This window comes from Desulfovibrio cuneatus DSM 11391, from assembly GCF_000430005.1.
GTDB lineage: Bacteria > Desulfobacterota > Desulfovibrionia > Desulfovibrionales > Desulfovibrionaceae > Frigididesulfovibrio > Frigididesulfovibrio cuneatus.
This window is the reverse complement of record NZ_KE387017.1, coordinates 160,484-183,010: the sequence shown is the minus strand read 5'-3', so window position 1 is coordinate 183,010 and position 22,527 is coordinate 160,484. Positions and strand designations below refer to the sequence as shown.

The 22,527-nt window shown below is 58.0% G+C and carries 18 protein-coding genes; 10 read left to right on the top strand and 8 right to left on the bottom strand.

Annotation, left to right across the window (positions count from 1 at the left end; genetic code table 11):
* Positions 1 to 63: 63 nt before the first annotated feature.
* The 3 genes from aroC to aroA are packed head-to-tail and all read right to left on the bottom strand — an operon-like array spanning position 64 to position 3,000.
* Entirely contained in the window at positions 64 to 1,194 is a 1,131-nt protein-coding gene (gene aroC / locus G497_RS18310) for a chorismate synthase (RefSeq protein WP_051258138.1), read from the bottom strand.
* A complete protein-coding gene (locus G497_RS18305) occupies positions 1,184 to 1,708 on the bottom strand; it encodes a shikimate kinase (RefSeq protein ID WP_051258137.1) in 525 nt (174 codons plus the stop codon). Before G497_RS18305 ends, aroC begins: the two co-directional genes overlap by 11 nt.
* Positions 1,705 to 3,000, bottom strand: a complete 1,296-nt coding sequence (aroA, locus tag G497_RS0113430) for a 3-phosphoshikimate 1-carboxyvinyltransferase (RefSeq protein WP_027188530.1) — start codon at positions 2,998 to 3,000, stop codon at positions 1,705 to 1,707. Before aroA ends, G497_RS18305 begins: the two co-directional genes overlap by 4 nt.
* Positions 3,001 to 3,250: 250 nt before the next feature.
* Here aroA and G497_RS18300 point away from each other — a divergent pair, with 250 nt between their 5' ends.
* Entirely contained in the window at positions 3,251 to 3,853 is a 603-nt protein-coding gene (locus tag G497_RS18300) for a prephenate dehydratase domain-containing protein (RefSeq protein WP_169727009.1), read from the top strand.
* Between the two features lie 18 nt (positions 3,854 to 3,871).
* Here the strand turns inward: G497_RS18300 and G497_RS0113420 are convergent, their stop codons facing one another.
* Complete coding sequence (locus G497_RS0113420) at positions 3,872 to 4,489, bottom strand: methylated-DNA--[protein]-cysteine S-methyltransferase (RefSeq protein WP_245576395.1); 618 nt, start codon at positions 4,487 to 4,489, stop codon at positions 3,872 to 3,874.
* A gap of 109 nt (positions 4,490 to 4,598) precedes the next feature.
* A complete protein-coding gene (locus G497_RS0113415) occupies positions 4,599 to 4,922 on the bottom strand; it encodes a DUF190 domain-containing protein (protein ID WP_027188528.1) in 324 nt (107 codons plus the stop codon).
* 250 nt (positions 4,923 to 5,172) lie between these two features.
* Here G497_RS0113415 and G497_RS18295 point away from each other — a divergent pair, with 250 nt between their 5' ends.
* The 7 genes from G497_RS18295 (at position 5,173) to G497_RS18290 (ending at position 14,211) form a co-directional block, all read left to right on the top strand.
* Complete coding sequence (locus G497_RS18295; protein ID WP_051258135.1) at positions 5,173 to 7,293, top strand: proton-conducting transporter transmembrane domain-containing protein; 2,121 nt, start codon at positions 5,173 to 5,175, stop codon at positions 7,291 to 7,293.
* Positions 7,294 to 7,295: 2 nt separating this feature from the next.
* Positions 7,296 to 8,195, top strand: coding sequence for a respiratory chain complex I subunit 1 family protein (locus G497_RS0113405; RefSeq protein WP_034637993.1), 900 nt, complete (start codon positions 7,296 to 7,298; stop codon positions 8,193 to 8,195).
* A gap of 9 nt (positions 8,196 to 8,204) precedes the next feature.
* Entirely contained in the window at positions 8,205 to 8,936 is a 732-nt protein-coding gene (locus G497_RS0113400) for an NADH-quinone oxidoreductase subunit K (protein ID WP_051258134.1), read from the top strand.
* A gap of 2 nt (positions 8,937 to 8,938) precedes the next feature.
* Positions 8,939 to 10,432 carry a proton-conducting transporter transmembrane domain-containing protein gene (locus G497_RS0113395; RefSeq protein ID WP_027188525.1) on the top strand — a complete coding sequence of 498 codons (1,494 nt, stop codon included), beginning with the start codon at positions 8,939 to 8,941 and terminating at the stop codon, positions 10,430 to 10,432.
* A 9-nt stretch (positions 10,433 to 10,441) separates the two neighbouring features.
* The gene (locus G497_RS0113390) at positions 10,442 to 11,962 is read left to right on the top strand and encodes a hydrogenase large subunit (protein WP_027188524.1); all 1,521 of its coding nucleotides are present in this window, start codon (positions 10,442 to 10,444) and stop codon (positions 11,960 to 11,962) included.
* 204 nt (positions 11,963 to 12,166) lie between these two features.
* The gene (locus tag G497_RS0113385) at positions 12,167 to 12,955 is read left to right on the top strand and encodes an NADH-quinone oxidoreductase subunit B family protein (protein ID WP_027188523.1); all 789 of its coding nucleotides are present in this window, start codon (positions 12,167 to 12,169) and stop codon (positions 12,953 to 12,955) included.
* A 107-nt stretch (positions 12,956 to 13,062) separates the two neighbouring features.
* The gene (locus G497_RS18290) at positions 13,063 to 14,211 is read left to right on the top strand and encodes a CehA/McbA family metallohydrolase (protein ID WP_051258133.1); all 1,149 of its coding nucleotides are present in this window, start codon (positions 13,063 to 13,065) and stop codon (positions 14,209 to 14,211) included.
* Between the two features lie 206 nt (positions 14,212 to 14,417).
* Here G497_RS18290 and G497_RS0113375 read toward each other — a convergent pair whose 3' ends face one another.
* From G497_RS0113375 to G497_RS0113365, 3 genes are all read right to left on the bottom strand, one after another.
* Complete coding sequence (locus G497_RS0113375) at positions 14,418 to 15,257, bottom strand: DUF169 domain-containing protein (RefSeq protein ID WP_027188522.1); 840 nt, start codon at positions 15,255 to 15,257, stop codon at positions 14,418 to 14,420.
* Positions 15,258 to 15,421: 164 nt separating this feature from the next.
* Positions 15,422 to 16,354, bottom strand: a complete 933-nt coding sequence (locus tag G497_RS0113370) for an SDR family oxidoreductase (RefSeq protein WP_027188521.1) — start codon at positions 16,352 to 16,354, stop codon at positions 15,422 to 15,424.
* Between the two features lie 599 nt (positions 16,355 to 16,953).
* Positions 16,954 to 18,057, bottom strand: coding sequence for an adenine nucleotide alpha hydrolase family protein (locus tag G497_RS0113365; protein ID WP_034637990.1), 1,104 nt, complete (start codon positions 18,055 to 18,057; stop codon positions 16,954 to 16,956).
* A 124-nt stretch (positions 18,058 to 18,181) separates the two neighbouring features.
* Here G497_RS0113365 and recA point away from each other — a divergent pair, with 124 nt between their 5' ends.
* Positions 18,182 to 19,267 (top strand): recombinase RecA, encoded by a 1,086-nt coding sequence (gene recA / locus G497_RS0113360; RefSeq protein WP_027188519.1) that lies wholly within the window; start codon positions 18,182 to 18,184, stop codon positions 19,265 to 19,267.
* A 24-nt stretch (positions 19,268 to 19,291) separates the two neighbouring features.
* Positions 19,292 to 21,940 (top strand): alanine--tRNA ligase, encoded by a 2,649-nt coding sequence (gene alaS, locus G497_RS0113355; RefSeq protein WP_027188518.1) that lies wholly within the window; start codon positions 19,292 to 19,294, stop codon positions 21,938 to 21,940.
* Positions 21,941 to 22,527: the final 587 nt, after the last annotated feature.

The following is a 22,527-nucleotide window of genomic DNA, read 5'->3' as shown; positions in this document are numbered from 1 at the left end:
GAGTGGTATCAACGTGCCACGCCCAAAACCAAACACAATTGAGAGCAAAAAATCAGTGTTTCTCTAAGGCTTCCAAGGGCTGCCAAGGGGAAAGAGGCCCTGCTCATTCATAGCCCTGGCCCGTTGCAGCAAGAGCGCATCGGCCAGCACCACCCGGCACATAGCTTCCACCACCGGCACAGCCCGCACTGCCACGCACGGGTCGTGGCGTGACCCTGCGGGCAACTGGAACGTAGCCTCAGTGCCATTCACGTCTACTGTAGGCAGCGGGGCTTCCACACTGGCTGTGGGCTTAAAGGCAACGCGCCCATACAGCGGTGCCCCTGTGCTAATACCCCCAAGCACCCCGCCAGCGCGGTTGGTGGCAGTGGTAATGCTGCCGTTTTCGGTAATAAAAGCATCATTATGCGCTGTGCCGCGCATGGCAGCCGCCGCAAAACCAAGGCCCATTTCCACCCCTTTTGCGGCGGGTATTCCCATAAGGGCAAGGGCCAACAGAGCGTCCAGCTTGCCATACACGGGCTCGCCAAGACCAGGGGGCACGCCTTCTGCCAAAAAGGCCACTACCCCGCCTGCGGAATCGCCTGCGTCTTTGGCGTCTAAAATGGCACGGCCCATGGCTTCTTCTGCAGTTCTATCAATGGCAAACATGCCGCTGTGGGCTGTATGCTCCACAATGTGGGCCACACTAGGGGCCTTGGGGCCTGCCACGCCCCCGGCTTCTTCAAGGTAGGCAGCCACCCGAATGCCAAAAGGTTCCAGCAACGCATCTGCCACAGCCCCGGCCGCTACACGGCCCACGGTTTCACGGGCAGAAGCACGCCCACCGCCGCGGTAGTCAAACACACCGTACTTGTGCAGGTACGTGAAGTTGGCATGGCCTGGGCGCATAAGGTCTTTTACGGCTTGATACTTGGTGGAGTCGGCGTCGGCATTTTCCACCACAATGCTAATGGGTGCCCCGGTGGTAACCCCTTCAAACACGCCGGAAAGAATACGGCCCCTATCTTCTTCCTTGCGCGGGGTGGTATAGGGCGACTTGCCCGGTGCGCGCCGCGCAAGGGCGGCATTTATGCGGGCATCGTCCAGGGGCAAGCCTGCGGGGCAGCCGTCCACAACAACGCCCACGGCTGGCCCGTGCGATTCCCCCCAGGTGGTATAACAAAACAGTGTGCCAAATCGGTTATGCGCCATGGTGCAATGCTTCCAGTTGGGTTTGGAGGCGGGCCGCAAGCTGCGCCGGGCCTTCCTCACAGGAGATGGTAAAAACAACGTCTGCCGCAGCCAGGTACAACGGCCTGCGCTGGGCATACAAATCCATAAAACGCCCGTCGGCAAACAGGGGGGAATTTACCCCAGCCAGGCGGCGTTCCACCACTTGGGGGGCTGTATCCACAAACACCACCAGACCAATGGCCCGCAGCAGTTCCGGGGCATGGGGGCAATGCACCACCCCGCCACCTGTGGCCACAACTGCTGCCTGCTTGCCTGCCAACGATTGCAGCACAGCCGCTTCGCGCTGGCGGAACGCCTGTTCCCCAACGGTACGGTAAATGTCGCGGAACGAGGCAAACTCGCCTGTTTCCTGCTGCCACGCTTGCTCCAGCAGGTGGTCGCAATCTAAAAGGGGATTACCCACACGCTGGGCATAAGCTGCGGCAAGGGTGCTTTTCCCACTGGATTTAAAGCCAATAAGGACAATGCTCACGCATCTTCCCCCGTCACTTCTGCCACGTTTGCTCCAAGCCCCTGCATAATGCCCGCAAACCCCGGAAAGCTTTTGGCAACGCAGGCCACGTCATGCACCGTGGTGGGGGAAGATGCCCCAAGCCCTGCCACAGCGCAGGCCATGGCAATGCGGTGGTCGTGGTAGCTGGTGGTGTGCGCCCCGTGCAGGGGGGCAGGGTGAATAACCAGGCCGTCGGGGCGTTCTTCAATACGTGCGCCCATTTTGCCAAGCTCTGTGGCAATGGCGTGCAAACGGTCGCTTTCTTTTTGCCGGGCAATGGCAGCCCCGGTAATGGTTGTGGGGCTGGAAGCGTAACAGGCCACGGCCGCCAGCACAGGCACCGCGTCAATAATGGTGTTCACGTCCAGCTCTGCCCCGTGCAGGGCTACCCCGCCATGCACCCGCAGGCGCTTGGCCCCTTCTTCCCGCGTGAACTGAGCGCCCATTTTTTCCAGCGCTTCCACCACGCCCTTGTCCCCCTGGGGGTCGGCAAAATCCACATTTTCCAGCGTCATTTCACTGCGCGTAACCAGCGCCGCCGCAATGGGGAAGGCTGCGGAACTCCAGTCTGCCGGAACGGTGTAGGTAAAGCCATTAAAGGCCGTGGGCCCGGTAACGGTATATTGGCAGAAATTGTCATTGGTATAGCGCACGCCAAACATATCCAGCCAGTGTAGGGTAAGGCCAATCCACGGTTTTTCACCGGGGTTGCGCACGGTAATGGTGGTGGTACCTTCCAGGAAGGCGGCCAGCATGAGCAGGGCCGAAACAGGCTGGGAGTCGCTACCGTCAATTTCCAGGGCAGCGGCGCGGGCAAGGCCGCGCACCACAATGGGGGCTTTGCCGTCGTCTTTAGTGGAAACCGCAAAAGCCCCGGCCTGGGTCAGCCCTTCCAGCAGGGGCTGCATGGGCCGAATGGTGCAAATAGATTTATCGCCCGTAAGCACGGTATAATAAGGCATAAGCGCTGCCAGGGCTGCCACAAAGCGCAGCACCTGCCCGGAGTTGCCCACATCAATCACATTCTGCGGCGGGCGCGGGCACCCACCCACACCCTGAATGGTCAAAGTGGAGCCTTGCTCAACTATTTCAGCCCCCAAGGCCCGGCAGGCCGCCACCATGGCCACGGCATCTGGCGAAGGCAATACATTATGAATAATACTTTGGCCTTTGGCAAACGAGGCAAACAATACCGCACGCATAGTGTGCGATTTGGAACTGGGCACCGTGCCGCTGCCCTGAAGGGAGGATGGGATGACAAGGTAACGCATGGTATTTTCCTGCACGTTAAAGGTCGAAAGAGCGAGGGAATGGCCTGCGGCATATTCTGCAACACGTCCGCAACAACAATGCCAAATAAATGCCCCATGGTCGAGCAGAAAAGCGCCCACCCCAGCCTTGACTTGCACTGCGCTTCGCTGCATGATGCCAAAAGGCTGATATTTGCAGTGTGCAATGCGTCCTGTGCCCTTTTTGTTTTGTCCCCCGTTACCCTGCCCAGTGTTTTTTCCCGGAGTTTTTGTGCACCAACACCCATGCCCTGCCCCAGCCCCCACCCCGGAAGGCTCCCCCGCCAGCGACTACCCCAATGTCTATTACCTCGGCCCTGCTGGCACCTATTCAGAACAGGCAGCCATAAACTATTTTGGGGAACGCATGCACGGCATACCCACAGAATCCATCGGCGCGGTTATTGATTCCGCCGCCCGTGACGGTTTTGGCGTGGTGCCCTATGAAAATTCCCTGGCAGGCCAAATTCGGGAAACGTCCGGGGCCATGGCCCGCCACGTACTGACCATTGTGGATTCCATTGCCCTGGCCATTGAGCAGTGCCTGCTTTCCCGCGCCAGCTCCATGGCAGAAATCAAGCGCATCTACTCCCATGAAGTTTCCCTGATGCAGTGCCACAAATGGCTGAAAAACAATATGCCCGGCATTGAACAGTGCGCCGTGACCAGCAATGCCGAAGCCATGCGCCTTGCCGCCCAAGACCCCACCACCGCCGCTATTGGCGGTGCCCACGGTGCCCCCCGCTATGGCCTGACCATTTTACGCCAGAATATTCAGGACACGGAACGTAACGTCACCCGCTTTTTTGTAGTGCACGCCAAGCCTAAAGAGTAGTAGTAGAAATCAATAAATTTATTGTAAAAAGCTCGCGTGTTCAAGCGCCAGTAAGGCTTTTTTATTCTCCAGCCCACTGGCAAACCCGGTAAGCTTGCCCCCGGCCCCCACCACCCGGTGGCAGGGAATAAGCAGGGTTATGGGGTTACGCCCCACGGCACTGCCCACGGCCCTGGCAGACATTCTTTTCCCGCCCATAGTGGCACTCAGTTGCTGCCCCATGGCACCGTATGTGGTGAGCGTTCCGTAAGGAATAGCCAGCAGCATGCGCCACACCGCTTGCTGAAACGCCGTGCCCTGCGGCGCAAGGGCAAAGTACGGAGCTTCCCGTACCCCGGTCAAATAGGCCGCCACCCAGGCTTGCACCGCCAGCAGCATGGGGCGGCTGGCATCTTCCACCCACCCTTCCCCCATTTTCGGGAAATGGCGCTGCCCCATAAACCAGAAGCCCACCACCGCCTCAACCGGGGCGTTATCAGCTATAGGCACTGTATGCGTATCGCATGGGGGGGCTTCACTTGCGCCTTTTTCATGCGCGGCTTGGAGTATGGTATGGGCAGGAACACACGCTGTGGCCCCCAGGGCCATGCCCAACGGAGTGGAAATATGGGAATAAAAACAATGTTCAATAATCATTCGTTGCTCGCTTTGTGTGGTGCAGGCAAAAGGGCAAAAGGAACATCAATGTAGTTGCATACAACTCTGACGCTAGGCTGCACCTGCGCGTCCCCCGCATCAGGCGCTTTTATTCCTGCTCTTCCCCGATAATACCAAATTCAATGGGCGTTTTTATATAAAAAAGCGGTACTTTTTCTTCTATTACTCTGGCAAAAAGCTGGTCTGCCTGGGTGGCATTCACCGCCAGGCTTACCTCCACGGGCTGGTCCCCCAACTCAAAAAAATGGCTGGAACAGTATAAGCCATCGCGCCCGTAGCCACCTTGAGCGGCTGTAACCGTTGCCCCGGCAATTCCCAGCGATTTGGCTTCCTGCATGAGCCATTCCGCAATGCTCATGTGCTTGTGCCTGCGCCCCTGCTGGGTGTAAAACGAAATCTGAAATCCGTGCATAATCCCCTCCTGTAAAAGCCTGCCATAGCGTTGACGAGGCAAAAAGAACCCGGTATGCTCGCAAATTGAGCAAAAAAGGGAAACACTGTTACCCTAACACGGCTTACCAAAGGAATAAAGGGCTTCCTGCACAGGCAAAGCTATAGTGCCCTAAGCTTGTTTGCAGAAAGCCTGCATGCGTTTGCGTGCCCCCAACCCGCCGTGAAGAATTCTCTCGCAAAAACGCGCCTTGGCATAGGGGAGGTTTGGGATGTATTTCATATTTGTTGCCCTGGGAATACTTTTTGCCGGGGGCCTGTTGGCCTTGCTGGCAGGCCGTGGGCCAGTAGCTGGCAAAGTGGGCGCTGCCACAGCCCTTGCTGCCGCTGCCGCTGGCCTTGCGGGCGCGGGGCAAACGCTGTTAGCCATCAATACCCCCAGCATAGAACACCACGGCTTCTGGCTTGGCCCACTGGCTGACAAAGTAACCCTGACTGCTTTTTCCCTGCCCCTTGGTTCCTTTACCTTCCATCTGGATGGTTTAGGGGCCTTTTTTTTACTCCCCACCTTCATTGTTTCCGCCGTATGCGCCGTGTATGGCGCAAGCACCCTGAACCAGAACGATTCCCCCCACCACCTTGGCCTGCACTGGTTTTTTTACAGCATGCTCACTGCCGGGCTGGTGGTGGTGTTCACCGCAGCAGATGCTTTCCTCTTCCTTATGGGCTGGGAAATAATGTCCCTGGCTCCGTTTTTTCTGCTTTCCCTGCACCATGAACAAGGCGCTGTGCGCAAGGGCGCGTGGTACTACCTGATTGCTGCCCACCTTGGGGCCTTGTGTTTGCTGGCCTTTTTCGGCCTGCTTTCTGCGTACAGTGGGGGTAGCCTTGCCTTTGCGGATTTTAATAATCTTTTCGGTATGTTTTCGTTCATTGCCCCAATAGCCGCAACCAAAACACTGCTTTCTCCCCCTCTCCCCAACGAACTTCTGCTGGCCCTGCTGGCCTTTGTGGGGTTTGGGGCCAAGGCAGGGCTTATGCCCATGCATGTGTGGCTGCCACGGGCCTACCCGGCTGCTCCGGGGCACATTGCGGGCTTCATGGCCGGGGCACTGAGCACCAGCGGTATTTATGGCCTCATACGCACCTTGGCACTTTTTCAATACACCAACTTCCTGTTTGCTGAACTCTTGATAGGGGCAGGGGCCATTTCCATTGTGCTGGGCATTCTCTTTTCCCTGGCCCAGCCTTCCATTAAGCGCGTGCTGGCCTATTCCAGCATTGAAAACATGGGCATTGTGTGCCTTGCCCTGGGCTTTGGGGCCAAGCTCTACAGTTCGCAGCCAAACCTCGCGCTGTTGTGCTATATCGCCGCTCTCCTGCACCTGTTCAACCATAGCCTGTATAAAACCCTGTTGTTTCTGGCAGCCGATGCAGTGGAGCGCGCCACAGGCACAGACACCATTACCCTGCTGGGGGGCCTTGGCAAACGCATGCCCGTGGTGAGCGCCTTTTTTGCCCTGGGGGCAGTTGCCATTTGCGCCCTGCCGCCGCTGAACGGATTTGCCGGTGAATTTGTGCTGTATGTGGCTCTAGCCCTTGGCGGTTCTTTTGATGCCCAGTCCGGCATGTATTACTGGGGCGGGCTTTTTGTGCTGGCCATGGCAGGCGGGCTGGCGGTGGTCAGCTTTACCCGCGTCTATTCCCTGGTGTTTTCCGGCAACCCACGCACCCCGGCCACTCAGTTGGGGCAAGACCCGCCCGCCCTGCAACGGGCCACCCTGTGGGTGCTGGGGGGGCTGTGTGTGGGCAGTGGGCTTGCTGTGCCTATGGCATTAAATGTTATTAGCAATATATTTTGGCAATTGGGCCTGTGGAGTGTCATTGATGACAGCTATCGTAAGTCGTTAAGCTACGTATCTCAATTCAAACTCGCCCCCATATCCTCCCATGACATGCCTGGCCTGCTCCTGCACATTAACACGGGCTTTGCGCTGTTTGCCGCCCTGGTGGCAGGGCTGCTCTTGCTGCGCCGCTGGTTGCTGCGCAAGCGGGAAGTGACCATAGCCCCCACCTGGGACTGCGGCTATAGCGCCCCCACACCGCGCATGCAATACACCGCCGCCTCGTTTTCCCAGCCTATGGCAGTGTTTATGCGCAGTTTTTTGCGCCAGCAAAACACCACCCCCACCATAACCGACTACTTCCCCAGCGCGGCCACGGCCAGCACCACCACCCCAGACTGGGTGGAAACCGGGCTGTATGCCCGCCTTGCCCGCCTGTGCCTGCGCGCTGCCTTGTGGGCCAAGCACATGCAGCACGGGCGGCTTAACGTGTATGTGCTGTATATTCTCATCACCCTTGTGGTGCTGCTTGCCTGGAAAATGAGGTAATTATGGCAGCCTTCCATCTTGTTCTTGCGCTAGTTCTGGCCCCGCTTTTGGCGGGCATCATTAACCGGGTAAAAGCCCGGTTTGGCGGCCGCATGGGAAAGCCCTACCTGCAACTGTATTACGACATTGCCAAGCTGCTGCAGAAAGGCGCGGTGTACCCCACTGCCAGTTCCTGGGTGTTTCGCGCCGGGCCTGTGGTGGGGCTTGCCGCCACGGCAACGGCCCTGTGCCTGCTGCCCTTTGCAGGCAACAAAGCCCTGTTTGCCTTTACTGGCGACTTTTTGCTGGCCGCCTATTTGCTGGCCATGGGCCGCTTTGCCACCGTTGCCGCCGCGCTGGATACAGGTTCTGCCTTTGAAGGCATGGGGGCCAGCCGGGAAGTGGCCTTTGCCGCCCTTGCGGAACCTGTGTTCTTGCTGGGGCTTATGCCCCTTGGCCTTATTGCCGGAACCTATTCCCTTTCCTTCATGCTTTCCCCGGCCTACGGGGCCAATTGGGGCAACGACTGGCCCGTGCTTATTCTGCTCAGCGTGGCCTTCTTTTTTGTCACCCTGGTGGAAAACTGCCGCATTCCCGCAGACGACCCCAACACCCACCTGGAACTCACCATGATTCATGAAGTGATGGTGCTGGACCACGGCGGAGTGGAACTGGCCTTTATTGAATACGGCGCGGCCCTGAAACTGTGGTTTTTTGCCGCCCTCATCAGCGGGGTGCTGCTGCCCAGCCTGGAAAACCAGTACGCTTCCCTAGCGGCCTCCCTGGCCGGGGTGCTGGCGGTGGTGGTGGCTATTGGTGTTGTGGAATCGGTCATGGCCCGCCTGCGCCTTATGCGCGTGCCCCAAATAATTACCCTGGCAGGGGCGTTCGCCGCCCTGGCCTGCCTGCTCAGCGTAAGGTAACGGTGCCCCATGCCCATACTCGATGCAACTACCACGTCCGCCCTAACCGCTGTTACCCAATATCTTTTTGACGCGCCGCCGCCCCCAGTTCTCATTCCGTCTTCCCCATGGTTGGTGGCTGCCCTTGGCCTTGTGCTCATCACCAACGTTGTCATGCTGGCTTCAGAGCGCCTACCCACCGCCATTCGCCTGCTGGCGGTGCAGGGCATTGCCTTGGGGCTTATGCCCCTTTTGCTGGGCAGCCCCCTTACGTGGTCCGGCATTACCCTGGCCGTGATATTTTTAGGCATCAAGGCTGTGGCCCTGCCCATGATGTTCCAGCGGGTATACAACACCCTGCCCCCCACGCCGCCCCTGCCCCCCTACATGGGGCACAACCGCTGCGTGCTGGCCGGGGTGGTGGGGTTTGCCTTTTCCCTGTGGCTGGCAAACCACCTGCCCCCCCCTGCCAACCCTCTGTTTCTGGCTTTTTTTGCCCCGGCCTTTGCCACCATTCTGGCAGGGCTGCTCCTGCTGGTCACCCGGCGCAAGGCCCTTGCCCAGGTATTGGGCTACCTTGTTATGGAAAACGGCATTTACCTGCTGGGCGTTCCTTTGGCGCATGATGGGGCCATGTGGCTGGAGCTCACCATTCTGCTGGATATTTTTGTGGGCATTTTCATTATGATTCTTGCCATTTACCACCTGAACCAGGCGTTTGACACCACCGATGTGGACAAAATAGCCGCATTAAGGGAATAGCCATGCTTGCCGCCCTTGTTGCCTTGCCCTTTCTTGCTGGCGGAGCCGCATTTTTTATTCATGGCCACAAACTGCGCCGCGTGCTTTTGGTGGGCACGGCCCTGGCCCAGTTTATTCTGGTGGCCCTGTGCTGGCTCACCCCGCCGCCGCCCCTGTGGGGTGTGCTGGCCCTGGACGCCCCCGGCCTGCTGGTGCTTTCCGCCACTGCCGGGCTGTTTCTGGCAGCTTCCTGCTATGCTGTGGGGTACTTTCACCGGGAAGGGGAACACGACCACGCGGCATTCCGGGCCCGGCTGCATTTTGCCAACGTGCCGGAAGCCATTTTCACCGCCTGCCTGCTCCTGTTCCTTGGCGCTGCCACCCTGGTGGCCGTTTCCCAGCATTTGGGCCTGATGTGGGCCGCAGTGGAAGCCACCACCCTTGCCAGCGCCCCGCTCATTTACTTTCACCGCCACCAGCGCTCCCTGGAAGCCACCTGGAAATATCTTATTATTTGTTCCGTGGGCATTGCTTTGGCCTTGCTAGGGAACTTTCTGCTTAATGTGGCATGGCAAACCACCGCCCATGCAGACATTCCCATGACCATGCCCGCCATGCTGGCAAGCGCTGGCAAAGTAAACGCCCAGTGGTTCAAGGCAGCCTTAATTTTTATGTTTGTGGGGTATGGCACCAAAATGGGACTGGCCCCCATGCACACCTGGCTGCCCGACGCCCATAGCGAAGCCCCTTCCCTGGTTTCTGCCTTGCTTTCCGGCGCCCTGCTTAACTGCGCCTTTCTGGGAATCTTGCGCATTCATCAACTCAGCGTTGCCGCCGGGTTTGGGGACTTCAGCCGAGAACTGTTTGTCCTATTTGGTTTGTTTTCCATGGTGGTAGCGGCCCTATTCATTCTGGGCCAAACCGATTTCAAGCGCATGCTGGCCTATTCCAGTGTGGAACACATGGGCATTCTCGCTCTTGGCGTGGGCATTGGGGGCATGGCCACATTCGGGAGCATGCTGCACCTGCTCTGCCATTCCCTTACCAAAGCCGCCATGTTTTTGCTGGCAGGCAACGTGCTGGCCACCTACCACACCCAGGTTATCAGGCAGGTTTCCGGCGTGCTCCGCACCCTGCCCCGCACCGGGCCGCTGTGGCTTGCCGGGTTCCTTGCCCTTACAGGGGCTCCGCCGTTCGGGCTGTTCACCAGCGAATTCACTATTCTGCGGGCCATGTTTGGCAGCGCGGCGTGGTATGTGCCTGTTATTTACCTTGTGTGCCTTGGCCTTATTTTTGCGGGCATGGCAACGGCCTGCCTGCACATGGCCTTTGGTGCCACCAAGGAAGGCGTGCCCCCACAGCAAGAAGGCCTGTGGAGCGTAGCCCCTTCCGCTATGCTGCTGGCCGGGTGCCTTATGCTGGGCCTGTACCAGCCGCCATGGATAAGTAAGTTTCTCCATGGCGCAGCCGCTACGGTGGCAGGGCAGGCTCCTTCATTTTCCTTTTGGCCTTTTTAGGGAACATATATGGCAAACCACATCACCCTTATGAACGGCACCAGCGTTCCCGTGCACTCCATTCCTAGCCTTGGCATAGGCGAGTTTTCCCAATGGCTTACGGATGAATTGCACAACAGGGCCCGTGTGTGTGCGTTCTTTGCTGGCCCGCAGGAAAATGATTCCCAGAACAACCGCACCTCGCGCATGCTCTATGCCGTGCTGGCCCGTGATGCAGAAAATTCCCTTGCCGTGGCAGCCACCCCGGCCCCGCAAGCATACCCGGCATTTACCCCCGCCATGCCAGCCCTGCACCTGTTTGAGCGTGAACTCTATGAAGAAACAGGTATTGAACCCACAGGGCACCCGTGGCTCAAGCCCGTGCGCTTTCCGGCCACGCCCCACGGCCCCGCCATTGGCATAGCCGACTTTTTCACCGTTACGGGCGAGGACGTGCATGAGGTGGCTGTTGGCCCCATTCATGCGGGCATTATTGAATGCGGGCATTTTCGCTTTCAGTGCCAGGGTGAAGTGGTAATGCACCTGGAAATTTCCCTGGGCTACCACCACCGGGGCATTGAAAAGGCCCTGCAAGGCGGCCCAACCAAGCGCACCCTGCCCTTTATGGAAACACTGGCAGGCGACACCACCATTGGCCATAGCTGGGCTTATAGTACCATTATTGAAGCCCTGGCCCACCTGCCTGTGGCCCCGCGCGGGCAGGCCTTGCGGGCTGTGGCCCTGGAACTGGAACGCCTTGCCAACCACACAGGCGACCTGGGCGCACTGGCCGGGGACATTGGCTACCTGCCCACATCTGCCTTCTGCGGCAGGCTGCGCGGCGACTTTTTGAACATTACGGCGCTGCTCTGCGGCAACCGCTTTGGGCGCAACCTTGTCTGCCCCGGCGGCACGGCAGTGGCAGCAGACGCCGCCCTGTGCCGCACCATGGTGGAGCGCCTGCACCTGGCTGCCAAAGATGTGGAAGGTGCTGCCAACCTTATGTGGCGCACAGGTTCAGTGCTCAGCCGCATGATGGGTATTGGCACTGTGCCGGAAAAAGCAGCCCGCGACCTGGGCCTTGTGGGGCCTGCTGCCAGGGCCAGCGGCTTACCGTGCGACGCACGCTCCACCCACCCCTTGCCGGGCATGCGCGGGCACGACCTGCACACCCACACCCTGCAAGCAGGTGACGTTTTTGCCAGAGCCACCATGCGCCACAAAGAAATTCAGGAGTCTGTGGCGTTTATTACCCGCATGCTGCAAAGTCTGCCAGAAGGGGAAGTGTATTCCCACCCCACGCCAGGGTGCAGTAACACGCCCCCCCTGGCCCCCCACACCCTTGCCGTGGCCCTGGTGGAAGGCTGGCGCGGCGAGGTGTGCCACGTTGCCATGACAGGTGCGCAGGGGAACTTTGCCCGGTACAAGGTAATGGACCCTTCCTTCCATAACTGGATAGGCCTTGCCATGGCCCTGCGCGGGCAGCAGATATCCGACTTCCCCCTGTGTAACAAGAGTTTTAATTTGTCTTACTGCGGGCACGACCTTTAGGGAAACGCGCATTTTTTACGTTTCGCTACGTTGTTTCGCTTTTTTACGAAGGGGGCAGGGCCAAAGAACCCACCCGCCCTTCCCAAAAAAGCTCACGCCTTGCCAAACGAAAAAACTGCGCGTTTCCTCAATACCCTTCAACTAGGGTATCCCTATTACTATTTCGAGAACACAACTCTCGCGGCACCCATAGGAAAATTCGCCATGCTCCAAACCATTGCTGAACGACTGCGCCAACAATACCGTACTGTACCCTACCCAAGTGCCCATCCTGTACTTTCGGAGCGCTTCATGGGCAGGCCCCACATAAACGCCCACACATGCACTGCCAATGCAGGCTGCACCGCCTGCATGGAAGTGTGCCCCACCCAGGCCCTTGCCCTGCAAGAAGGCACCCTTGGGCTGGACATGGGCCGCTGCACCTTTTGTGGCAAGTGCGCTAAGGCCTGCCCCCAAAGCGCCTTGACCTTTACCAAAGAATACCGTTTGGCTTCTTCCACCCGGCAAGGGCTTTGGGTGTTCCCCAGCCCTGAACCAGCGGATGCCCCGGTGCCCAGCCAGGTGCAGCCCTTTGACCACCCCATGCTGCCAAGCTTGCGCCGCTCCTGCCGCCTGCGCGAAGTTTCCGCCGCGGGCTGCAACGCCTGCGAAGCCGACTGCAACGTGCTGGGCACCATTGTGTTCGACCTGCCGCGCTTCGGCATAGACTACGTGGCCTCCCCCCGCCATGCCGACGGCCTGCTCATTACCGGCCCCCTGCCCCGCAACATGCAGCTTGCCACCCAAAAATGCTACACCGCCGTAACCCCGCCCAAACTGGTCATGGCCGTGGGGGCCTGCGCCATTTCCGGCGGGTTGTTCAGCGGGCTGGAAGCGGAAGGTGAAGGCGCACCCGCCCACCTTACCGTGAACCTGTTCATTCCCGGCTGCCCCCCCCACCCCTATACCATTCTGGACGGCATGCTGCGCTTTTTGGGGAAACAGGTGCCGTAAGAGAGGGGGAGGTAGTTTTGTAGGGGAAGGGGCAAAACCCATTTACCGTAACACTTCATCTACACAAAACAGCCATACTATCCAGCCAAACATTCCCCCTAAAGGCAATGTTTGGCCGCTCTCTTTTAGACCCAAAAACCAGCACCGTGGCCTTTGATGTTGCCGCGCCGGAAACAGATGTGACCTTTACCGTAACCCGCGGGCACGACTTTACCAGCCTGCCTGTGGTGGTTACCAAGCGCCTCAAGCCGCGTGAAACCTTAACGGAAAACGTGGTTATTCCCACCCTCATAAACCCTGCCAGCCGTAACTGGTACAATGCCGACATTCACCAGCATTCCGACATTGGCGACGGCGCTTCCCCTGTGAAGGAACTGTATAAGGCGCAACTGGCCGCTGGCCTGAACCTGCACGCCATTTCCGACCACGACTCGGTTGCCAACAACGCCGCCATGCAGGGCTTTGCCAAAGAAGGCGGCCTGCCCTTCCTTTCCAACCTGGAAGTTTCCCCCGGTTGGGGCCACTGGGGCATTCTGGGTGTGGACTATTCCCAAAAGCCCATTTCCCCCAACCTTACCCCGGCAGAAATCATTAAGGCCGGGCACGACCAGAACGCCCTGGTGGTGATGCACCACCCCTTCACCGACTACGGCTTCCTGAACAACCGCAGCGGAGTAAAGGGCGGGTTTGACGCTGGCAGCGAAGACTTCGACTTTCTGGAATTGCAGTCCACCATTAAGCTGGAAGACCCCAAAAACATGGACAAGCGCGCCCTGGACGCGGCCATGGAATACTGGAACAAGGGCAAAAAGGTGTACCTGAGCTCCGGTTCCGACCAGCATGACGTAACTTCCGGCCTGTACCCCGGCATTATTCGCCTGTATGCCCATGTGGAAGGCCCGGTGAACGCCAAGGCATTCATGCAGGCCATGAAGGAAGGCCATAGCTATGTCACCATGGGGCCCATTATTACCCCGGCAACCACAAGCATGTTTGGCAGCACCCAGCATGTTGCCGCAGGCAAAGCCCTGCCCCTGACCATGGAACTGCAAGCCGTGAACGGCCTGAAAAAAGTCACCGTGTTCTCAGAAGGCAAGGAAGTAGCTACCCAGGAACTGAATGGCACCAAAGAACCCGTGGCCTATGCCCTGGAAGTAACTCCGGCAAAAGACACGTGGTATAACGTGGTGGTGCAGGACGCAAAGGGGCGCTATGCTGTGACCAACCCCATATGGGTGGAAGTAGGGAAACGCTAAGTTATTCCGTTTGGCGGCCTTACTCGCTTTTTTTGCGGCGGGGCAGGGCCAAAGAGCCCAGCACCCGCCTCAAAAAAAGCTCGTGCCTTGCCAAACGAAAAACTAAGCATTTCCTAGACATTCATTCAGCGTAAAAGAAAATCCTACCAATACAGACGCGGGCTTCAAGGACATTATGCCCTTGAAGCCCGCATTTACGTTTCCGCCTATTCTGTCTCACCCCAAGCGGCACCACTGCGCGCCACCTTCTTGCGCACCTCAGGCCAAGAGCCTTGTTGGTTGAACATGGATTCCGGCAATGCAGCCAGCATTTTGCGGTACAGGCCAAGGGGTACAGTAAAGGTGAGTTCGTCGGTTTTCAGGAACTTGCGGGCGGAAGGGTCAAAGCCGCCAAGCACGGCTTTTTCCACGCCTTGTTCCCGGTAATGCAGGGGCCAGCCCACAATGTTGGTGCAGCCTGCCCCAAAGGGGCTAGCCACGCAATCTACATTACCCGTGCTAAAGCTGGTGAGGGTGAACAGGCCTGTGAGCACTTCTGGCCGGGCAAAGAAAATGACAAAATCCGGTTGTTCAGCTTCCGTAAACTGGGAAAGAGGCTTGAACACACAGTATTTTGCCGGGGCCTTGGGCGGGTTCACCTGTGCCAGGAATTGGCGCATGGCCTCCGGCGAGGGCAGGTAGCGCTCCCCATGAATCGGGGTGCCGGGAATGCCCGTGGTAACGTAATATTCAATGAACGCCACGTTGGGCTTTTGCATGGCACTGTAAAATATACCGCCGGGGCAGCCGTATTCTTCCTCTGAAATAAAGGCAGCGCAGTGCTTTTTCCGAGCCAGCCAAATGTTGCCAATAATGCAGGAAAAGCAGCCAAACACTTCCTGCATGTTCACCTTGCCCTCTTCTTCCAACGCGCGGGAAATGGGCACACCGGGCTTGGGGCAAAAGGCTTTTTCCGGTTTGGTGTTGGTGTAATGCACGCCAAAGGGTTCTTCCCCAAGGCCAAGGTGCTGTAACAATGCCTGTGTTCCTTGCAGTGTCGCTTCCATTGTGACTACCTCCATATAGATGAAGTGCTGCGCTTTTTGCTTGACGCCGTTACTCACTTTTTGAAGCAGGTGCCAAAGACCGAGCAGAGAAATGGGGTAAAGGAGGGGGCTTGGGGGAACCATCAGGGCTTCAAGCCCTGTTGGTTCCCCCAAAAATCTCCTTCTTAATACCTTTTGGTCTTATCGCGCCGCCGCCCCAGCTCATTGCCGTAGCTGCGGCCAAGGGAGTCGGCATTTTTGGCAAGCCAGTCCGTAAAGCGTGTGGGGCAGGTGGGGGCAGCGCCGGGCACGTGCAAGAGGTCTGCCATGAGCCCGCCAATTTCTTCCTGGGTGGCGAACACGTCGCGCATCAAAAAGCCAATGGCTTTGGCCCCTAGGTACCCAAGCTGGGGGGGCAGGTGCATTACCCGGCGGTTGCAGCCAATGGCCTTGCCAATGGTTGCCACCAGGTCTTTGTACATAAAATCTTCCGGCCCAAGGGCCAGCACATCGGTATCTTCTCGCAAAGAACCCTGGGCCAGCATAAGGTTGGCAAGGTCTTCCACAAACACAGGCTGCATGTGGTACTTCCCGGTGCCAAACATGGCAAACACGGGCAGGCGGCGCAAAGCCCAGGCAATGTTGTTCAGCAATATGCCCCCGGCCCCAAACAGGGCGGCAGGGCGCACAATGGCATGGCACAGGCCGGAAGCCTTGAGGGCGTAATCCACACTGGCCTTGGCGCTGTAGTATTCAAAAGGGGAGTCGGTGCTGGCATTGGCAATGCTAATGTGCACCACCCGCTCTACCCCGGCTAGCTTTGCCGCTTCAAACAAGGCAAGGGACTGGCGCACGGCATTGGCAAAAGTGCTTTCCCCGTGGTTAAAGCGCACCCAATACGTATTATACAACACCTCAACCCCGCGCAGGCTTTCCGCCAGCCGGGGCACATCGTCAAAACTCAGGGGCCGCACCTCCACCCTGCCCTGCAACGGGCTGTTGCGCTGGGGGGAGTTGGTAAGGGTAACCACCTTTTGCCCTTTTTCCAGCAATTGCCGGGCAATATAACCACCTGTAAACCCGAATGCACCAGTAACAGCCTGCTTTTTATCAAACACTGTGGTAGCTCCTTGCTTCAGTTATGTGGCATTTGCCCGGTCTTTTCTCCGTTCGGGCTTCGTGAAGATGCTTCAGCGGCCTAGCCGCTTTCGCCCTCCGCCCTCACTCCACAGCTCGCTACGCTCGCGACTGCCGTCTCCCTTTCTCCGTTCGGGCTTCGTGGAGATGCTTCAGCGGCCTAGCCGCTTTCGCCCTCCGCCCTCACTCCACGGCTCGCTACGCTCGCGACTGCCGTCGGCTTTAGGGTAGCTCATGAGTACAGCGAAAGAAACAACTTTTGGTAAATGGTTTTGTTTGCAAAACACAGCAAGAGCAAAAAGCGTAGCCATTGCGAGCGACAGGGCGTGGCTTTGCACGTCCATGGCGTGAGCAAGGGGGCTGTGCTTGGGCGGGGCGTTGGTGAAAAGATAGAATTTTTTGTGCAGGCAAGGCGGCGGCGAATTTTTCAAGGGGCTGACCTCACGGTCTGCCCCGCCGTAAAATACGCCGCCAACGACGCATGCGCGAAAAAGGCTAGTTTTACCAACGTGCCACGCCCAAAACCAAACACAAAAGCCTTAGCAATGTACCCACCCCAGCAGCAAAAGGAGCTACTTCCCTATGCACTCTCACCTTCCCGCAAAGCCTTGGCCTCTTCCTTAATACTGGCCTTGGTACTTTCCCAGTTCTTTTCCCCCCAGCCATAGGGGGAAACGCGCTGGGGTGCCACTTCCACCATGCGGCCTGGGGCGTCCAGGCTGCCCGCATGCACACGCACGGCAACGGCTTCCCCTGTTGTTTTGTGGTGCTCCACTGCCTTGTTGGCATAGCTTGCCACCACCGCAGCAGCGGAAGCAATGGCCTCTTCTGTCCATTCCTGCCCTGCCACCCTGCCAAGGCCCACCGGGCCGGGAAAGTTGGCGGTTTTGAACAGCAGGTCATCTGCCCCGGCAAGGGCCAGAATATCGTCATTGTCCTGCATTTTGCGCCCAATGGTCAACCACAAGGGGTGCTCCCCTGCGCTCCATAACTGGCGACCTTTTGCCGTAAGGTGAAAGTCCTTGGCTGTGGGGTGGGGAATGTGGTGCAAGAGGGGCCAGTAACTGCGGGCATTTTCCTGCTCTGCCAGGCGGCACCCCCCTGCGGGGGTAGGAATTTCCTTGAGCTTGAAATGTTCTGCCAGGGCCATTTGCCCTTTGCGGCCCCGCCCGAACAAGTCCAGCATGCGCTCCCTGTCCACCAAACCTTCGCGTTCCGCCAAGGTGGGGGCAAGGTGCTTGGCGCACAAGGGCCGCAGCAGCCGGTCTTCCACCCCGCCATCACGGGCAATAATGTTCAGGGTTTCGCGCCGCTGCGACATGGGCCGCTGCCCAATGACCTCACCGGAAACAATGCAGCAGGCCCCCACTTCATCCATAATGCGCCGGGCGTGGCGCATCATAAGCACCTTGCAGTCCACGCAGGGGTTAAGCACACTGCCAAAGCCGTGCACAGGGCGGCGCACCAGCATGTTCACAAACTCGTCCCCCACATCCACAGCGCGAATGGTAAGGCCGTATATTTTTTGCCAATGGTCAATTTTTTCAGGTTTACCAAAAAACGGAGTGCAAAAATGCAGGCACAATACACTGTGGCCTTGCTCCTGCATCAACTTTGCTGCCACTATACTATCCAGGCCGCCGGAAAAAAGGGCGACCACGTGGTACGATTCAATATTCTTCATGCCTTCCACTTAAGGCGGGCTGGGGAAAAATGCAAGCACCCGGCAGCGTAAGGCCGGGAAAAATCGTGACTTCCAAGGGTGATTCTGCTATTTTTTCCTATCACATTTCCCTATGGAGTATCTCATGGCAAAAAAAACCGCCCTTACCGCTGAAGAAATCCGCATGGAAGCGCTGAACACCGCGCTTTCCACCATTGAACGCAAGCATGGGCAAGGCGCCATTATGCGCCTATGCGATAAAAGCTGCGTAGCAATTCCTGTTATTCCCACTGGCTCCATTGGCCTGGACCTTGCCCTTGGCGTTGGTGGCATACCCAGAGGGCGGGTGTGCGAAATATACGGCCCGGAATCTTCCGGGAAAACCACCCTGACCCTGCATATTATTGCTGAAGCCCAAAAACTGGGCGGCACTTGCGCCTTTATTGACGCAGAACACGCCCTGGACGTGAACTACGCAAAGCGCCTTGGCGTGAACGTGGACGACCTGCTTATTTCCCAGCCCGACTACGGCGAGCAGGCCCTGGAAATTGCCGACCTTTTGGTGCGCTCCAGCGCGGTAGACCTGGTTGTTATCGACTCCGTTGCCGCCCTTATTCCGCAAACGGAACTGGAAGGCAACATGGGGGAAACCCAGGTGGGCGGGCAGGCACGCCTTATGTCCCATGCCCTGCGTAAGCTGACCGGCTCTATCCACAAATCACGCACCGCCGTTATTTTCATTAACCAAATCCGTATGAAAATTGGCGGCATGTCTGGCCCGTACAGCAACCCGGAAACCACCACCGGCGGGCACGCGCTGAAGTTTTATGCCACCATCCGCATGGACATTCGCCGCATTCAAAGCCTGAAAGACAAAGAAGAAGCCTACGGCAACCGTACCCGCGTAAAAGTAGTAAAAAACAAGGTGGCTCCGCCTTTCCGCCTAGCTGTGTTTGATATTTTGTACGGCACCGGAATTTCCCGCACCAGTGAAATTATTGACCTTGGTGTGGAAGCGGGCATTGTGGACAAGAGCGGTGCGTGGTTTTCCTACGGCAAGGAACGCCTGGGCCAGGGCAAGGAAAACGCCCGCGCCCTGCTGGAAGAAAACGATGCCATGCGCATGGAAATTGAGCAGAAACTTATTGAACACCTTGGCATGAACCCGCAAGCCTTGCTGGCTGTGCCGGAAAATGACGACGACGACGACGAAAACGCCAGCGAAGAATAACACGTTCCCAAGGAGCCCCTTTTAATGACTACTCAAGAAATTCGCCGCCGCTTTCTGGAATTTTTCCAGCAAAACGGACATGAGGCTGTTCGTTCCTCTTCCCTTATTCCCAAAGACGACCCCAGCCTGCTGTTTACCAACGCAGGCATGGTGCAGTTTAAAACCCTGTTCCAGGGGCTTGAAAAACGCAACTACACACGCGCCACCACTTCCCAGAAGTGTTTGCGCGTGGGTGGCAAGCACAACGACCTGGAAAATGTGGGCAGAACAGCCCGCCACCACACGTTTTTTGAAATGCTGGGGAACTTTTCCTTTGGCGACTACTTTAAGCGTGAAGCCATTACCCTGGCCTGGCGTTTTATTACGGAAGAATTGAAACTTCCCAAAGAAAAGCTGTATGTTACCGTGTTTCGCGACGACGATGAAGCCGCCGCGCTGTGGCAGGAAATTGCCCAGTTCCCCGCGGAGCGCGTTATTCGCATGGGGGAAAAAGACAACTTCTGGAGCATGGGCGACACAGGCCCTTGCGGCCCCTGCTCAGAAATTTATATTGACCAGGGCGAACAGCTTGGGTGCGGCCCGCAGTGCGGCATTGGCATTTGCGACTGCGACCGCTTTCTGGAAATATGGAACCTGGTGTTCATGCAGTTTAACCAACTGCCAAATGGCACCCGCGAAGCCCTGCCACGCCCCAGCATAGACACGGGCATGGGGCTGGAACGCATTACCGCTGTGTGCCAGGGCGTGTATTCCAACTTCGACATTGACCTATTCAAAGACATTATTGGCCATGCCTGCGCCCTTGCTGGCGTCACGTACAGCCGCAGCGCCCCAGACACCAACGACGTGGACACGGCCCTGCGCGTAATAGCCGACCACAGCCGTTCCGTGGCTTTTATGGTGGCAGACGGCATTATGCCTTCCAATGAAGGGCGGGGCTATGTGCTGCGCCGCCTCATTCGCCGGGCCTACCGTTTTGGCCGCCTCATTGGCATGCCCAAAACCTTCCTGCACAGCACGGCAGACAAAGTGGTGGAGCTTATGGGCCCCACCTACCCGGAACTGCTGCACAGCCACGAATTTATGCAGCGCGTTGTGCTGGAAGAAGAAGAACGCTTTGCCGGAACCCTGGATAACGGCCTTGCCCTGCTGGAAGAAGCCATGGCAGACCTCACCGCCAAAGGCAGCGCCACCATTCCGGGTGAGCTGGCTTTTCGCCTGTACGACACCTTCGGCTTCCCCCTGGATATTGTCAACGACGTGTGTGAAAAGCGCGGGTTCACCGTGGACGAAGCCGGGTTTACCCAGCACATGAAGGAACAAAAAACCCGCGCCAAGGCAGCCTGGAAAGGCTCTGGCGAGGCTGACCTCACCAGCCGCTTCACCGCGTTGCTGGAAGAAGGGTTACGCTGCGCCTTTGTGGGCTATGACGCCCTTACCACCAATTCCCGCGTGGTGGCCTTGCTCTCGCAGGAAGGCGACGCTGTGGAAGCCCTGGCGGAAGGGCAAAGCGGCTGGCTTGTGGCCGGGCAAACGCCGTTTTACGGCGCTTCCGGCGGGCAAGCTGGTGACGTGGGCACCATAACGTCTTCCCTTGGCACTGCCAAGGTAACAGACACCATGCGCCCCTCCCCAGACCTTGTGGTACAACATGTAACCATAACCCATGGGCAAATGCTGCTGGATGCGGAAGTAGCCCTTGCGGTGGATGCCGCCGCCCGTGTGGCGTGCGAGCGCAACCACACCTGTACCCACCTTTTGCACGCCGCTCTGCAAAACGTGCTGGGTTCCCATGCCCGGCAGGCAGGTTCCCTGGTAACGCCGGAACGCCTGCGCTTCGACTTCAACCACATCAGTGGCGTGACGGACGAAGAAATTGCCCAGGTGGAAGCACAGGTAAACGCTGCCATTCTGGCAGATTTGCCCCTTTGTGCTGTGCAGCAAAGCTACGATGACGCCGTTGCCGCCGGGGCCACAGCCCTGTTTGGTGAAAAATACGGCGACACCGTGCGCGTAGTCACCGTGGAAGGCACCAGCACAGAACTGTGCGGTGGCACCCACCTGCGCCGCACCGGGCAAGCCGGGCTGTTCGTTATTCTTTCCGAAGCAGGCGTTGCTGCCGGGGTGCGCCGCATTGAAGCCGCCACCGGGGAAAATGCCCTGCGCTACCTGAACGGGTTGCGCCAGGAACTGCACGACACCCAAAAAGCCCTGAAATGCCGCCCCGGCGAAACAGCAAAACGAGTGGAAGCCCTACAGGCAGACATGCGCGACTTGCGCAAGCAGGCCGAAAAAGCCGCGGCCCAGGCTGCCTCCGGCCAGGGTAAAAACCTTATGGACAGCGTGGAGCAGGTGAACGGCGTGGCCCTGTTGTGCGCCCAAACCCAGGCCCCCAACGTGAAAGCCCTGCGGGACTTGGCCGACGACGTGCGCTCTAAAATGAGCAGCGGCGTGTTCTGCCTGACAGCCGAAGAAGACGGCAAGGTGCACGTGCTGGTGGGGGTAAGCAAAGACCTGCATGCCCGCTTCACCGCCCCTGCCCTTATTAAGGACGCAGCAGCCCTGGTGGGCGGCTCTGGCGGCGGCAGACCAGACATGGCACAGGCCGGGGGCAATAACCCCGCTGGCATTGATGCCATGTTCGCCAAAATGAAAGAACTGCTGGGGGCGTAAGCCCTTTGGGAGATAGGGGAATGGATTATGTGGGGGAAGGGGAAAAACCTCTTTTACAAAAGAGGCTTTTTCCCCTTCCCCCACACCCCCATCCCCTTTTCCCGAAAATTTTGTTCTGAATTGAGGGAGTGGCACCCTGTGCCGTTACCGTGAAACCTGGTTTTTTTATAAAAGCCCTTTGCCCTGTTGCCAGAGCAAAGGGCTTTACCATTACAAACTATCTTCCATTGTACTGCGAAGTGTAAGCGATATCTTGCCTAAGCATACTCACTGTAAAATTGCATTGTTTCTACCCACTAGAAATCGCGGCGCTTCGCCGCACCTTACAGGTAATTCTTCGCGCTACCCCCAGCCCACGCGCGCTTTGCTGCGCCCGCCCTACTCATGCGGAGTGCGGTGGTTTCTTATCCACTCCCCGCCAGAGTGCCAATTACCTTCCGGTAGCATGGCAGTTGATATTCCCCAGCCCACAACCCCCACCTTACCCTCACCCTGCACGGTGCCCTTCCCGCGCGAATATATTTGTGCAGCGTACGAGTCTTCGAGTGAGCGGAACAAATCTACTGAGCGCAGGACAGCAGTCCTAG

Excerpts from the sequence above, each read along its gene's own strand:
- G497_RS0113395 (WP_027188525.1), top strand. The coding sequence starts at position 8,939 with ATGCTTGCCGCCCTTGTTGCCTTGCCCTTTCTTGCTGGCGGAGCCGCA.
- G497_RS0113400 (WP_051258134.1), top strand. The coding sequence starts at position 8,205 with ATGCCCATACTCGATGCAACTACCACGTCCGCCCTAACCGCTGTTACC.
- recA (WP_027188519.1), top strand. The coding sequence starts at position 18,182 with ATGGCAAAAAAAACCGCCCTTACCGCTGAAGAAATCCGCATGGAAGCG.
- G497_RS18290 (WP_051258133.1), top strand. The coding sequence starts at position 13,063 with ATGTTTGGCCGCTCTCTTTTAGACCCAAAAACCAGCACCGTGGCCTTT.
- G497_RS0113390 (WP_027188524.1), top strand. The coding sequence starts at position 10,442 with ATGGCAAACCACATCACCCTTATGAACGGCACCAGCGTTCCCGTGCAC.
- G497_RS0113405 (WP_034637993.1), top strand. The coding sequence starts at position 7,296 with ATGGCAGCCTTCCATCTTGTTCTTGCGCTAGTTCTGGCCCCGCTTTTG.
- G497_RS0113365 (WP_034637990.1), bottom strand. The coding sequence starts at position 18,057 with ATGAAGAATATTGAATCGTACCACGTGGTCGCCCTTTTTTCCGGCGGC.
- aroA (WP_027188530.1), bottom strand. The coding sequence starts at position 3,000 with ATGCGTTACCTTGTCATCCCATCCTCCCTTCAGGGCAGCGGCACGGTG.
- G497_RS0113415 (WP_027188528.1), bottom strand. The coding sequence starts at position 4,922 with ATGCACGGATTTCAGATTTCGTTTTACACCCAGCAGGGGCGCAGGCAC.
- alaS (WP_027188518.1), top strand. The coding sequence starts at position 19,292 with ATGACTACTCAAGAAATTCGCCGCCGCTTTCTGGAATTTTTCCAGCAA.
- G497_RS0113385 (WP_027188523.1), top strand. The coding sequence starts at position 12,167 with ATGCTCCAAACCATTGCTGAACGACTGCGCCAACAATACCGTACTGTA.
- G497_RS0113420 (WP_245576395.1), bottom strand. The coding sequence starts at position 4,489 with ATGATTATTGAACATTGTTTTTATTCCCATATTTCCACTCCGTTGGGC.
- G497_RS18295 (WP_051258135.1), top strand. The coding sequence starts at position 5,173 with ATGTATTTCATATTTGTTGCCCTGGGAATACTTTTTGCCGGGGGCCTG.
- aroC (WP_051258138.1), bottom strand. The coding sequence starts at position 1,194 with ATGGCGCATAACCGATTTGGCACACTGTTTTGTTATACCACCTGGGGG.
- G497_RS0113375 (WP_027188522.1), bottom strand. The coding sequence starts at position 15,257 with ATGGAAGCGACACTGCAAGGAACACAGGCATTGTTACAGCACCTTGGC.